The following is a 14,436-nucleotide window of genomic DNA, read 5'->3' as shown; positions in this document are numbered from 1 at the left end:
TGTAATCTTTGGAATACATTTCATATGATATAACAAATTTTGATAAATTACTAGCATTTTTTTGAAATTTTTTATAAAAATTTCCTTACATTTGAAACTTTGGATGTGTTTTACGACAATTTTTTCACTCGAGCTAATTACTTTATCGGAAAAGTATACGAATGTTTTAGTAGTATTTTAAAAAAAGTTCAAAAAAAGTATAAAAAAATGAGTTTAATAGATAAAAAAAAGCCCTTCTCTATAAAAAGAAGGACTTTTGTATCATTCTGCTATTTAGCAGTTTGATTGTATTCTTTTATTTCGGTTAAAGACTTTTTGTAAGAATTAATCGGATCGTTAATCGTGTTCCATTTCTTTAGATAAAATAGGTGGAACAAAATTAACCCAAGAGGTTTACCATAAATTCGAATAAATAACGGACCTTTCTTTGTTATATCCAAATTGTTTACAATTTCTTGTTCTCTTTTCTTATGATACACGACCACGGCCGGTTCATAAGAAATTTTAAACCCAGCTGCTTTTAAGTCATGAAGAATAATGTTTTCCTCACCCGATTTGTATGGACTACCTAGACCAAAGCGCTCATCAAAGAGAATTCTTTTATTCTTAAAGCAGTGCGTCTTCGCAAAAATTTCAATAGAAGATTTTCTTAAGTAATCAATTTTACTGATTTCTTTCTTCGGTTGAGTTGAATAGTTTTTATAATCTCTTTGTAAAAGTGGATCGTGAATTTTGAAACAGATGACGTCAGTGGCTGGATGCTCTTCAAAAGCGTTTATCACTTTCTGAAGACCATCTTCAGGATACCAGCAATCGTCATCAGAGAATGTTACATAGTTTCCCGTAATATACGGCAATCCTTTGTTTCTTGCCATTGATAAACCTTTTTGATCCAATTTAATATGTTTATATGTAAACGCATGTTGTTTCAACATCTCTTCTACTGCACCATGATTATCTTGAGATACCATAATGATTTCGAAATTAGTATACGTTTGTTTGGATAAGCTATCTAACAGTCGGAAGAGTTCTTGCTCTCTTTGTCCTAGTGTTGGAATGATGATACTGATCATAACATCCTCCGAGTTTCTTATTAAATATAATCATTATATAATGTTGCCTTTTTCTGCTGCATTTCAAACCTATCACTTATCAAGGTTGCTCAAATTATTGTAGCACAGTTCGTATACTTTTTCTTTATCAAAATCCTCTGTAACTTGTATAAAAAAAATCTCATCTATTCCTAATGAAATAAATGAGATCTCTTTGTTTTTTATAATACTCGTTTTGCTCCAACATAACGTTGTTTCCAATAGCCTGAACTCATGCTATCTACTTTTACATTCTTAGAAGCACTATGGATAATCTGTCCGTTTCCGATATAGATCGCAACGTGAGAGATTCCTTTTCCGCTCGTGTTATAAAACACAAGGTCTCCAGGAAGAAGGGAAGATACTTTCTTTCCGGTGTTGTACATATCTTGTGAACGTCTAGGTAGTTTAACTCCTTGTTGCTTCATTACATAAGATACGTAGCCGCTACAATCAAATCCTGTTTGTGGGCTTGTTCCGCCATATGTATATCTAACACCTTGTAACTTCTTGGCAGCGTTCACGTTAAACGTCTTCACTGTTGCTTTTTTTGCTGGTGCTTTTTTAGCAACGACTTTTTTCGCTGCAGCTTTTTGTTTGATGAGTTTAATCGTATTCTTATCCGCAACACCAGTTGCTTTTAAGCGGTATTGTTTTTGAAACTTGGTTACCGCACTTTTCGTATATGTACCATAATAAGTTGTATAACCGTTCTTATATGTAAAGTGGCCTGTTTTCTTTAAAGCAACTTGTAGATCTTTAACTTCTTTATGTGTCATACCTTGCTTTAGTTGTCGATCTCCTAGAGCAGCGTCTGCAGATAAAGGATTTGAGACAAATACTACAGCAGCTAATGCAATTGTACCTAAGGCTTTCGTTACAAATGATTTCTTCATTATGTATAATTCCCCTCAATTTCCTATATTTTTACACGTTTTTACAATCTTCTTGTATTCTATCGTAAGAATGTTTCAGAACTAGGTATTTTATATTACAGTTATATTTCAAATTGAATTTTCAGACATTAAAAAGGGACTGCATGGGTATACAGTCCCTTAATTTGCGGTTATTTATCGTTCTACTTTAATGGTTGAACTAGTTGATATGACTTTGTTTCCAGCTAAGTCCGTGAATTCAAGACTATAACGATAATCTCCGTTACTGACAGGAGCGTTTTGCTGATCGGTACCATCCCAGTTGATGATGTGCGGACCCGCATTATAGGCTTTATTGTACGTCAGTACTTTAATTCCGTTGCCTTTCGCTTCTAGTATTTTAGCTGTGAGCGTTCCTCGTTCATTATTATTGAATGAGGAAGTTGCATAACCTGTTCCGTTATAGATGGATGGTGCATCCACGGTTACAACAGGAGCTTTCGTATCTATCGTCACGTTCACATTTTTCTTAATAATGCTGTTAGAGGAATCTTGTGCAGTTAGTTTAAGCACGTATGTCCCATCTCCATATGGCGTCTCATCGTTCTTCTTTCCTGACCAGTAAAAATAGTGATTTCCTGGAGCCCACATTCGATTAGAAAAGAGAGTATCAATGACCTGCCCTTTGCTGTTATAAACGTTTGCTGTTAATTTCGCTTGTTTACTTACATTAAATTTAATAGCTTGAGGTTTAAGTTTTGGTGAAAAAGAAAGAGATGCTGATTCTGTGTTCAAAACAAAAGGAATCTGATCTGTTACTTTTATAGAAGAAACTTTTGAAAAAGTTTTCCCTCCTGCAACAGTCTTCACGACCACACGGTAATTTCCTGCCGCAACATAATACCCCTTTGCATCCTTACCATCCCAATTATAGGATAACTTCGTACCTGCTCCTTGTTTGTTCGCAACAAAGCTCTTCACCATCTTACCTTTTGCATCAACAACGTAAGCTGATACTTTCGCTTTATTGTATGGAATAAACGAGATGGCACTATAGTTGTTGCCTTTCATAAAGAAGGTGCTTGGTACTGTTAGTTTATCAATAGCAGCTGGTGTACCCGTAACTGCCTTATCAATATTAATTCTTCCGTATCCGTAATAAAGATCCCAGCCCTTCCCCCCAAGATCTGTTGAAGATTTGATGAATAGATCTCTCAGATCGTTTTCCGATAACAATGGATTCTTAGAAAGCATTAGGGCTGCGGTACCGGATACGACTGGCGCTGCCATAGAAGTACCGTCCATATACATATATTTGCTGTTTGAAACCGTTGAATAAATTTGTTCACCCGGAGCTGCAAAGTCAATGTAATCTCCATAATTGGTAAACCACGAGATTTCGTCTGCCTTATCGCTTGAACTGATACTTAAAACTCCTGGATAAGTGGCAGGATATGTTCGTTCAGCGGTATGATCATTACCCGCTGCAGCGATTAAGATTACCCCTTTTGATCGGGCATAGTTCACTGCACTTTTTAAAGGATAATTTTCTCCATATCCCCCCATGCTGAAGTTGATGATATCTGCTCCTGAATCTGCAGCATAAACGATGCCTCGAATGATATCTGCTGTATTTGCCATTTCTCCTGTGAATACATTTACAGGCATGATTTTAATATTTGGCGCAATACCGGCAATTCCGGTTTTATTAAAAGATGCCCCGATGATTCCAGCTACATGCGTCGCATGGTCATCTGGAGGAAATGTTGTTTTCTTTGTTACGGCATTGTATGGTTTTACGATTTTCCCCTTTAAATCAGGGTGACTGACTTGAACACCGCCATCCAGCACGGCTACGACTACATGATTCTCGCCTCTCGTCTGATCCCATGCTCGATCTGCGTTCAACTTACTTAAATACCACTGATTTTTAAACAAGGGTTCCCTTGAAATGTACGATGACTTAAATTCGAAGTTTGGTTCTGCTCTTTCAATATTGGATACTTTAGATAGTTCTTCTGCTGTATGTACAAGACTCGTTCCTTTTTCCAACGTAATATTGTACAACTTAGGTAATCCGATGTTTTCTACTTTTGTAATCGGAAACTTATTTTGAAGTTTGTTTAGTTCCTCTTGAGATGGAGCTTTCTTAAATGTCAGCAAAAGCTCATTTGAGATATGTTCTTCTGTTTTTAATAATTTTTTAAATTCATCTGACTGTACATGTGATGTTTTTTCTGCCGTTACTTGCTCTTCTAAGAATACGAATGAAAACATACTGAGTACTAAAATCAAGAATTTTTTCATCATTATCCCCCGCCTTCTCTATTCTGATGATTAATTATATATCGGTATAACGGTTCCTGGATACATTAATTTTCCAATAAAAAAAACTTTAAGACAGTTCGACGTCTTAAAGTTTTTTTCGACATTTTATAACTTTATTTTTTGTCCAACAGATATAGATGTGGACTTTAATTGATTAAGTTTTACAAGGTGATCAACAGAGACTTTAAATTGTTTCGATATTCCCCAAAGTGTGTCACCCGCTTTTACTGTGTACGTTTTGGCAGTGGCTGTTTTAGCAGGTGTCGTTTTCTTGACTGCTGGTTTTTTGGCTGTAGCTACTGGTGCTTTTAGTTTTAATACCTGACCGGCACGCAATGAAGTAGATTTTAAACCATTTAATTTTTGAATGTTTGCTACAGTCGTTTTATACTTTTTGCTTATTCCATAAAGCGTCTCACCTTGTTTCACCTTATGCGTAAGCGCTTTTGTATTCGTCGCAGTTGAAGCAGCGGCTACAGCAGGCTTTGGTGTTTCTTTAATCACACGTCTTGCTGTTACATAACGAGCTCCCCAATAATAGCGAGAAAAGGCATCTGTAAATTGTACACCGCCAGATGATTGAGCGTTAAGCATCTTTCCATTGCCCGCGTAGATTCCAGCGTGGTTGATCACACCGTCATAGTTCGTATCGTAAAAAACAAGATCTCCTTTTTGAAGATTTGCTTTTGATACAGGTGTACCAACTGAAGCTTGTCCTATACTCGTTCTAGGCAATGTGATGCCATGTCTTGAAAATACATAAGACGTAAATGAAGAACAATCGAATGAACTTGTGTTGCCGAATGCAGATCCATAACGATAAGGCTTTCCTAAAAAGTTATCGCCTGTGTTGATAACATCATCCCCTAATGATGCATGAACTAAATCTGCCGATGGAACTAAAACGCCTGCTGCTATAATGAGTGACATTACTTTCTTTTTCAATGTATGTACCCTCCAATTGATTACTTTGATGTAATTTCATCAATTGGGCCAAGTAGTCTAGTAGATTATGAAACTATGGTTTGATATGAGTTATGTATAATGTACAATTCTACCTATTCCTTGTCCCTTTATCCCCATGCCTATGGTACCACGAAAAATAGTGCCAATTTATTACATTTTTATTACATCTCTGACAAAATATTTAAACATTTTGTAATCTATTGGTTTTTTTGCACGAAAAAGGAATATTTTCGAAAATCAATTTAAGTACATATTTAAAAACTACATATCTATTTAATAGTGTTTCTACTTAAATCTTTTACTGGTCTGGTAAGATTAAAGAAAACCTTGTAAGGAGTACCCATTGAAGAAACTTTTTATCGCCCTACTATTCGCATTTGTAATTGGAGGATTATTTGGATTTACACAAAGTAATCAACAGCAGACTAATGATAAGAAAGAGGCTCCTCAAAAGAAAGAGGGCATAACTAGGGGTGAGAACGGAAAGGTATTCATCGATCAAGTTCCACACATCCAACAGATGCCAGAATTAGACCGCGGATGTGAGGTTACTTCCTTAGCGATGCTCCTTCAACACGCTGGTGTGGATGTTGACAAGATGGAGCTTGCCGAAAAAATTAAGAAAGTAGATACTCCTTATAGAAATGAAAACGGAACTTATTATTATGGAAACCCTAATGATGGATTTGTCGGTGACATCTATACCTTTGATAAGATGGGATATGGTGTTTATCACGAACCGGTTGCAGAGTTAGCGGAAGAGTACTTGCCGGGAAGAATTCAGGATATAAGTGGTGAGAGCTTTAATGATGTGCTGACTAATATAGAAAATGGATCTCCGGTCTGGATTATCATCAACTCCGATTTTAGCCCATTGCCTGAAAGTGATTTTAGAACATGGAACACACCTACAGGACAAGTTCAGATTACTTGGAAGGAACACTCTGTTGTGATTACTGGTTTTGATCGAGACCATGTTTATGTGAACGATCCGCTACATCAGCAAAGTAACCGGAAACTGCCTCTAGAAAAGTTTAAAAAAGCTTGGGAACAGATGGGTTCACAAGCCATTACCTATAAGTAAAAAGGAACCCTTAGAGAGGTTCCGTAAAAGTTAGTTCACACTATGCAGATCGATCAGTTCATAAACCAAATGAGTGGTATCTTCTTTCCACGTTACTTCCTTTATAACAGCTTTTCCGACTGGAGAGCTGTTTTCTTTTTTTTGAACGGGTACAGGATGATCTAAGATGAAGAGCATATAGCCGTCTAATGAAACTTCAAATACATTTCCTTCTAAACGTTTTTCTCTTCCAGTCGTCACTAAGTTAGCTTGCATCGTCATTGGCATTTGCATGGTATCACCTGCATTCTTTTTCTATTATTGTAGCATTAAACTAAATTCTTTTTGTACGAATTTTCCTGTATATGAATAGAGCTATCATGATTCCAATAAGACCACCTATCGTATCAATCATTACGTCCTCCACATGAGGAGAACGATTCGGTGTATAGCCTTGATGTACTTCGTCAGAGATGGCATACAGAATGGTTAAAATCCATGAAGTCATAAATGTTAAACGATTGTTTAACAAAAACCTGTCAAATGCTCGGTAAATCAGGAAACCTAAAACAAAATAAGTGAAAAAATGTGCAGCTTTACGAATAAAGAACTCCAGAAAATGTGCCGCTCCTAAAGCTTCGACACTAATTTCGTCACCAGCGTAATGAAATGAGATGGACGAAAACAGATGCTCTACCGTATTTAAATCAAGATTACTAGACAGTGTTGGCCGAAGATCTTGTTTCTCGTAGGGTTGAGAACTGGCATAAAAAATCATACCCATCCATAGAAAGACTGGGAGTCCATATAATAAAAATCGTTTCATGAAGTACGTACCACCTGCTTAAAAAATGACATGACTGAACTTACTATAACACATGTTTTAGAACTCAAAAAAGATAAAAGGAATGCCTTTGAAGTAACCAAAAAACCTCCACGAAGGAGGTCTTTTGGTTTATTTCACATGATCTTCGAAAACCTTCTTCACTTTAGGCACCAAGTAGTGACTGCCGCCTCTTCCCTTCACATCTTCAATCATCATCGTAACGAGAAGGGACGGATTCTCGGTGTTATATGCTACAAACCAGCCTAACTCCATACCGTTTTTATCTTCTTTACTGGCTTTCAATTCTGCCGTTCCTGTTTTGCCGGCAAGCGGCAGCTTCGCCATGTAGGCGTCATGCGCCGTTCCAGCTGAGTTCGAGACCACTTTCGACATATCATCACGAAGAATCGCTGCTGTTTCTTCGGATATCACATTCTCCTTCAAAACAGTCGGTTGACCCGCCGCTTCATCTTGTAGAATCTGCGGTTTTAACAGATTACCGTTATTCAAAAATGGCGTATACGAAATTCCGAGGTGAAGCGGACTCATCTCGATCTTTCCTTGACCATATCCGCTATCTGCGAGCTGAACTTCGGTCATCCCTTCTTCACCGATTGTGGACGGGTTTGTGAGTGGCAGATCTTCGCCAAACCCAAACTTTTTCAAGCCGTTCACGAACGGTTCTTGCCCAATTTTCAGTGCAGCTTGAGCAAAGTAAATGTTGTCTGAGTAGATCAGTGCCTTTTCAAGGTTCACACTTGGAACAGCACTAACACGGGTTACCGTATATTTACCCCACGATTCATCTTTTTTCCATGACTTACCGCTCACGTTCATCACATCGTTCGGATTGAGTGTGCCATTTTCCATCCCGATTGCGGCCGTAATTGGTTTTAATACTGAACCTGGTGCATACGTATATACGAAACGGTTTAGCGAAGGATTTTTTGAATCATCACTCCACTTTTTTCGTATTGCTTCTGTCAGGCCGAGTGTGTACTCATTCGGATTGTAAGATGGACTGTTTACAAGTGCGAGCACTTCTCCCGTTGTTGGGTGGATGGCAGATGATGTTCCCACATCTCCTTGAAGTTGAGCATAGATAGACTTCTGCACACCGCTATCAATCGTCGTTTTCACATCTTTTCCGTTAACGACCTCATTCTCAGCAACAACCGCTTTTTCTTCTTTTTCACTCGTAAGTACTTTTATGACTCCGCCCGCTTGACCGCGAAGCTGTTCTTCGTACAATCTCTCGAGTCCGGCTTTACCGACAAAATCTTGTGCGGTATATCCTTTTCCTTCTAGCTTTTTAAGATCATCAGCGTTTACTTGTGCGATGTAACCTGTTAGATGGGCTGCCGCTTCTCCTAGCGGGTACAATCTTGTTTCGGCTTTTGGTGACTGCACGCCTGCTAGCGCGACGGCTTTTTGAATATCTGGATTATCGGTCTGCATCTTTTTAATTGGCACACTATATTCCGGCTTCACCCAAGGCTGATCCAGTTTTTTTTGGACCTCTTCTGGCGTCATGCCTAAGATTTTTGCGAGTGGGACAATCGTTTTGCTTTGGTCTTCCGGCAGTTCTTGAGGAACAATCGATACCTCATAAGCTGTGCCATTAAACGCTAGCGGATTTCCTTCACGGTCTAGAATCGCTCCACGTTTTGGTGCGATGGATGAAGCTGAGATTCTATCTCCTTCCTTCATCTGAGGAAAGATGTGTGATGGATTCCACTGAACTCTCCAACTCTCTGTATCTTCTTTTTCTTCCAGATTCAGTTTTATGTTATGCGTGTAGTCCACTGGACCCGCAAGTGTGTTCATTTTTACAGAATACGAGGTTTCAGCCTTTTCTTCTTGTTTCTCGTTTTGTTTCACTTTCCCTGAAGCCTTCACCTTAAGATCGGCAGCTTCAATGCCACCATAAATAGTCTTATAACGATCTACGAATTCTTTTTTCGTAATCTGTTTCTTAGACTTTGAATCTAGCATGTCATACATACTTTCAAAATCTTGTTTTTGCCACGCGGCCATATACTTTTTCACCGTTGATTCCGGCTTTGGCGGTTCAGAACACGCCGTCAAAAAGACAAAACAAAGTGCTACCAATACGAGGATTCTATAAAAATTCTTCAAAACAGAACTCCTTTCCCTACCATTAAACAGTTGTTTAATCATTATAGCAGAATGTATGGTAATAAATGTGTGATAACGCCATGATAAAAAAATCACCTTGCGCGCATAGATAACGATACGCACAAGGTGATAGATTATTAGTAATTAATACGCTTAGAACCGAGATATCGGTCTTGCCAATACTTATAAGTAAGATTGCTGATCGTCACACCCGTGCTCGATCCGCTATGAACGAACTGATCATTACCTAAATAGATGCCAAGGTGAGATGGACCAGTGGCATATGTTTCAAAAAACACGAGATCACCAACAGCTGGCTTAGAAACAGCTGTTGTAGCGTTCCACATCTGAGCAACTGTCCTTGGAAGCGCAACGTCTTCTTTTGCAAACACATATTGAATAAATCCACTGCAGTCAAACCCGCTCGGAGTCGTTCCTGCCCAAACGTACGGCGTTCCCATAAGTTCTGCCGCGTTCGCGATCACGTTGATCGTAATTTCGTTCGGTGTTTTGACGGGTTCTGGCTTTTTGTTCTCTACTTCAGTCATCTTATCCAAAACCGATTTGGTTACGACTCCTGTCACAGGTAAGCCGTGTGCCTTTTGAAACGCTTCAACACTATCTTCTGTTACCGTCCCAAAATAGTCCGTAATCATCGGATATTTGAAGAACCCTAAATTCTTGAGTCTCGTTTGTAACTGTTTGACTTCCGGCCCTGTTGTGCCAAACTTCAACTCCTTAGAAGTTGGCTGAGGCTTCGGAGCTGGTGGTGTAGCCGGTTTGGATGGAGCCGGCGTTGGTTTTGGCTTAGATGGAGCCGTCGGTGCTTTTTTAGCCGCAACTGCCTTTCGAATCAGCTCTTGCGTTTTCGCATCAGCCACACCTGTAGCTTTTAATTTTTGACTGATCTGAAATTTACGCACCGCTTCTGTTGTGATCGTTCCATAATAATCGGTCGTTTTATAATATGTAAAATAACCAAGGAACTTTAGGTCCTGCTGAAGCTTCATGACAGCTTGTCCTGTGGAGCTCAGCTTCATAACCCTTGTATTTGAGTTTGAAGCAGGCTTTGCAGTAATTGGTTTAGTTGTAGTCGGTTTCGGTGCCAGTTCTTGAAAAGACTTTCCTAGAAGCTTACCATAAGTGTTTTTTCCCACGATTCCATCAACAACGAGTCCGTTCGCTTTCTGAAAATCCATAACTGCCTTTTTTGTAATTGGTCCAAAATACGTTGTCGTTTGTGAATCTTTAAAGTATCCTTTTTGCTTTAAAATGGATTGCAGCTGCTGAACATCCGCATGCGTTGTTCCCTGTTTAAGAGTGTTATCACCTAAGGCAGCTTCACCAACGAGAGGAACAGCAAAAAATGCACCAGCAAACGCAGAAGTCATCACTAACCGTTTTACAACCGTGTTCTCCATGTTCTCCTCCTTCAAAAATACGTTTATGACATATATCGGCAATTATGGATATTTATTTAACTGTCTTTTCGACAGGAAACTAAAAAAAGCCTGCTGGCTTTTTTTAATTTTCTTCTATTAGACTACGAATTGCACATTGCAGCATATTTTCTGCTATTGTTTGGTTCGTCTTTCTTTCTTCGAGACGTTTCACTACATCATTTATCACAGTGTAGCGTTCTCCAGCCATCCTCCTCACCTCAACCGGATTCGGTCCACCCTGAATGCTACGCCTTTTCACAAATTGAATAGGGCAAATGATGTCTTCCCATTCTATTAGGGTAAGAGATAGATGTTGATGATGAGAGGATAATATTTGATGAACCGTTTGAAGTTGCAGCTCATTTAGCTCTAACTTTTCCGATGAGCACTTTTTCGCTATCGTGCTCGCTATTTTGTGAGCTCCTCGAAACGACACTCCCTTTTCTTTTGCTAAAAAGTCCGCAAGCTCTGTAATCGTGATACAAGATGTTTTCGCACGATCGAGTGCTAGACCTTTGTTCACTTCCATCGTTCGGATGACCGCATGCATGAGGTGCATCACTCGGTTCGCTTTTTCGTAACTTCTATATAAATGCGGCTGAAGGTCGTCTTCGGTATCCACGATATCGCCAAATGGTGTGTTGTGGATCATCTGTATTGCCGCGAGTGCTTCTCCTGCTGATGAACTCGATAGTGCCCGCGAATGCTCGATGGATACCGGATTTCGTTTTTGCGGCATGATTGAGCTGATCTGCACGTATGGATCTGCTACTTTTATGATGTCATGTTCACGGGTAACGAGCTGAAGGAAGTCCTGAATCCAACGTCCGCTATTCGTCATCAACGTTAACACGGCAGTCGCGGTTTCTATCAGATAATCGGTACCAGCTACAGCATCGTATGAATTCTCGATTAGTTTCGAGAAACCGAGCAGTTCACAAACTCTATCACGGTCGATTGGAAAACTCGTTGTGGAGAGTGCTGCAGCTCCCATTGGTGAACAATTGACTGTTTCGTAAGCAAATTGAAGACGTTCGATATCTCGTAAAAGGATGTCTAGCACAGCGGTTAAGTAGTGTCCGAGAGTTGTTGGCTGTGCGGGTTGGGTGTGAGTATAGGCTGTCATGACAGTTTCCGCGTGTTCTTCGATTTTTTCTAGAAGGGCTGTTGCGAGTAAAAGCGCGCTTTCTGTGAGTGTGAGGATGTGTTCTCGGAGTACGAGGCGGTACATGGCGATTCCCATATCGTTTCGACTACGCGCCATATGCATACTGCCCGCCAGATCTGGTCCGATCTCTTCACTCATTTTGTGTTCGATCATGAAGAATAAGTCTTCGAATTGTGGATCGTAGGTTAGAGTCTGTGGGTCGATATTGGCTATGGTTTCTACTCCCCTGAGTATTTTAGCGGCTTCACTTTTATCCAGGATTTGTTGCTCAGATAGCATCACAACATGTGCGCGGTGGATGTTAAACATATGTTTAAAAAGATAGTCTCTTTGGTCGTTGAATACTGGGAGCAGCAAGTGTTCTACGTATGTCTTGCCAGGGAACACCGTGCCTTCTTGTTTGATGAAGTCGTCTTTGGATGGCATTTATTCCACCCCTCCAGATTTATGGCATTTTTTATAGTGTATTTTTATAGAACGATATTGGTGAAGATGTGCAGATATACAAAAAAAGCGCCTTTAGTATTTAGAACTACCTCTAGGCGCTTCGATCTGTTATCCACTTTTTTCTGATAATTTCACTTTATCAAAACTAAATACGTTTTCACTTGTTACATTCAATACAGAAGATGAGCTATTGATTTTTTTATTTTTTTTATTAGAAGGCATATTATACTCTCTTTGGTTCCACCTTATCAATCCTGAAGCCATAAAATTCACAGCTAATATGGTTAAAGTAAAGGCTAGTATAGGGCCAAACAACATCCAAGGATATGACATAAAGCTGTTCCAGCTCTTTCCGATCAAGCCACCCCATTCAGATGATAGAGAGAAAGACTCCATAAGTAAGTTACCCTCTAAATCCATTCCCATAATAACTTGTTTTCCACCACCAATAAAAATATCCAGAAGTGCTAAATGGGCAAACAGGGTTAATACTTGTCCCACTTGCTGAACAAACATAATGATGATTTTCGGGATGAGAAAAGGTGTAACATGCTTCAAAAAAATATGGATCGAACTACCACCAATCAGTCTGGAACTAGAAATAAATTCTTTTCTAAATATAATCTCAATTTCTCTCATGAGATAAACAGAAAGAATGGGTATTGCCAATGCGATAATAACTCCGATAGTAATATAAAATTTTGATTTATCATCATAAGACCAAGAAAACGCAATCAATGCTGGAGAGAGTATTAAATAAGCAAAAATAGCAGTAGGAGCATAATGGTAAGCATCACACAGAATTTCAATTTTGTCTTTTACTACTTTTGGTAAGATAAAAAATAGGTAGCCAAGAATAAACGAAAGGAGTATTCGAAATAAACTCAATAGAATAGCTAGACCAATCGTATATTTTGCTCCTTCAATTAAGTTTGTAAGAACACCTTTCCCTTCTTTATCAGAGCCTAATAGGAAATCTTCAGAAGGAGGAAACGGGGCTCGAGCCACTAACTCTTGATTCTCATTATAAAGAACAGCCTGAGGTTTATCATTTGGATCTTTTATTCCATAGGTGTAAACAAAACTCATGACGAATATCGTTGATAAAAAGAAAAAACCAAAAATAAAAGACTTCTCTTTTAATAGTCTTCTCATAGACTGATATCTCCTTTTATCTTTTTGGAAATAACGGCAGAAGCCAAATGAAATAAACAATAATAAGGAATAAATATTAATAATATACTTAACGTTACAAGGTCGGGATTCATACTTCCGTAAGTTTTGATGTGTGTCATAATACCGTGAATATTAAATATTATTTCTAGAACAAAAAGGTTCGAGAGTGAAAACCAAAAGATTGTCTTAAAATGAAATAGAAGAGTGAATATTGCATTTCGAAATATATGCACAAATACGATGTAATACATGGATAAACCTTTTCCTCTAGCCATTTCCACATAGGATTGCTTTTCCTCTTCTTCTAAAGAAATCAATAAATACTTTGTAATATAAATAGAAGGAAGAATACTCAAACAAAGTACTGGAAGAAAAAATGCAGGCTTACCTAATACGTTTACGATCTGAAACAACAAAATATCTGTTTTTTTATAAAACCAAATGATTAAAAACTGTAAGAGGAAAATAATAAAAATATCTGGAAGTGATTCAACGACAAATAATACCTTCTTAACTTTATCCCTTTGCGTAGTCGGTAAAAGCATAATGAAGAAACTTAAAGTTATAGCCAAAATCAACCCTATACATAAGGCAGCTATTAAGTATTTGACCGACATTAAATATAGTTGGTTCAGTTCTGGAAAAACAGGATAATATTCTTTGAATTTATAATATTGAAAGTCTTGAATAGAAAAGATGTTCCCTAGCATTTCTTTGACATGATTAAAGTAATTGCCAATATTAAATTGAACAGAATCATAGAGAAAAAGGGTATTTTCTATTTCGTTATTCTCAATCATCTTAAGTACTTTGAGCTGCCTATCTATGTCATAGATAAGAAATGGAATGGATCCTACCATAAGAATACTGATACACAGCAACAAAAAATTCACACTAAGTTTGACGACTTTCATG

12 protein-coding genes are annotated in these 14,436 nt (G+C 38.4%); 1 reads left to right on the top strand and 11 read right to left on the bottom strand.

Annotation, left to right across the window (positions count from 1 at the left end; translation table 11 throughout):
- Positions 1-269: 269 nt before the first annotated feature.
- From IHV10_RS10370 to IHV10_RS10355, 4 genes are all read right to left on the bottom strand, one after another.
- Positions 270-1,073 carry a glycosyltransferase family 2 protein gene (locus tag IHV10_RS10370; RefSeq protein ID WP_197128803.1) on the bottom strand — a complete coding sequence of 268 codons (804 nt, stop codon included), beginning with the start codon at positions 1,071-1,073 and terminating at the stop codon, positions 270-272.
- 200 nt (positions 1,074-1,273) lie between these two features.
- Entirely contained in the window at positions 1,274-1,987 is a 714-nt protein-coding gene (locus IHV10_RS10365) for an NlpC/P60 family protein (RefSeq protein WP_197128801.1), read from the bottom strand.
- A gap of 174 nt (positions 1,988-2,161) precedes the next feature.
- Positions 2,162-4,276: a S8 family serine peptidase gene (locus IHV10_RS10360; RefSeq protein WP_197128799.1), complete on the bottom strand. Its 2,115-nt coding sequence runs from the start codon at positions 4,274-4,276 to the stop codon at positions 2,162-2,164.
- Between the two features lie 123 nt (positions 4,277-4,399).
- Positions 4,400-5,239, bottom strand: coding sequence for a C40 family peptidase (locus IHV10_RS10355; protein ID WP_197128797.1), 840 nt, complete (start codon positions 5,237-5,239; stop codon positions 4,400-4,402).
- Positions 5,240-5,603: 364 nt separating this feature from the next.
- Between IHV10_RS10355 and IHV10_RS10350 the strand changes: the two genes are divergently transcribed.
- Positions 5,604-6,344, top strand: coding sequence for a C39 family peptidase (locus IHV10_RS10350; RefSeq protein WP_197128795.1), 741 nt, complete (start codon positions 5,604-5,606; stop codon positions 6,342-6,344).
- Positions 6,345-6,374: 30 nt separating this feature from the next.
- On the opposite strand, the gene IHV10_RS10345 is transcribed toward IHV10_RS10350, so the two are convergent.
- From IHV10_RS10345 to IHV10_RS10315, 7 genes are all read right to left on the bottom strand, one after another.
- On the bottom strand, positions 6,375-6,617 hold the full coding sequence (locus tag IHV10_RS10345; RefSeq protein ID WP_144697707.1) for a DUF2584 family protein: 243 nt from the start codon (positions 6,615-6,617) through the stop codon (positions 6,375-6,377).
- Between the two features lie 40 nt (positions 6,618-6,657).
- On the bottom strand, positions 6,658-7,149 hold the full coding sequence (locus tag IHV10_RS10340; RefSeq protein WP_231619500.1) for a VanZ family protein: 492 nt from the start codon (positions 7,147-7,149) through the stop codon (positions 6,658-6,660).
- 129 nt (positions 7,150-7,278) lie between these two features.
- Positions 7,279-9,288, bottom strand: coding sequence for a penicillin-binding transpeptidase domain-containing protein (locus IHV10_RS10335; RefSeq protein WP_231619499.1), 2,010 nt, complete (start codon positions 9,286-9,288; stop codon positions 7,279-7,281).
- A 137-nt stretch (positions 9,289-9,425) separates the two neighbouring features.
- A complete protein-coding gene (locus IHV10_RS10330; protein WP_197128793.1) occupies positions 9,426-10,709 on the bottom strand; it encodes a peptidoglycan-binding protein in 1,284 nt (427 codons plus the stop codon).
- Positions 10,710-10,812: 103 nt separating this feature from the next.
- Positions 10,813-12,324: an argininosuccinate lyase gene (gene argH, locus IHV10_RS10325; RefSeq protein WP_197128791.1), complete on the bottom strand. Its 1,512-nt coding sequence runs from the start codon at positions 12,322-12,324 to the stop codon at positions 10,813-10,815.
- A gap of 129 nt (positions 12,325-12,453) precedes the next feature.
- The gene (locus IHV10_RS10320; protein ID WP_197128789.1) at positions 12,454-13,434 is read right to left on the bottom strand and encodes a hypothetical protein; all 981 of its coding nucleotides are present in this window, start codon (positions 13,432-13,434) and stop codon (positions 12,454-12,456) included.
- A gap of 62 nt (positions 13,435-13,496) precedes the next feature.
- Positions 13,497-14,435 (bottom strand): ABC transporter permease subunit, encoded by a 939-nt coding sequence (locus tag IHV10_RS10315; protein WP_197128787.1) that lies wholly within the window; start codon positions 14,433-14,435, stop codon positions 13,497-13,499.
- Between the last annotated feature and the right edge of the window lies 1 nt (position 14,436).

The organism is Fictibacillus sp. 5RED26 (genome assembly GCF_015903895.1).
Classification (GTDB): Bacteria; Bacillota; Bacilli; order Bacillales; family Fictibacillaceae; genus Fictibacillus; species Fictibacillus phosphorivorans.
Note: the sequence above shows the minus strand (reverse complement) of the source record. Positions and strands in the feature narration are given on the sequence as shown.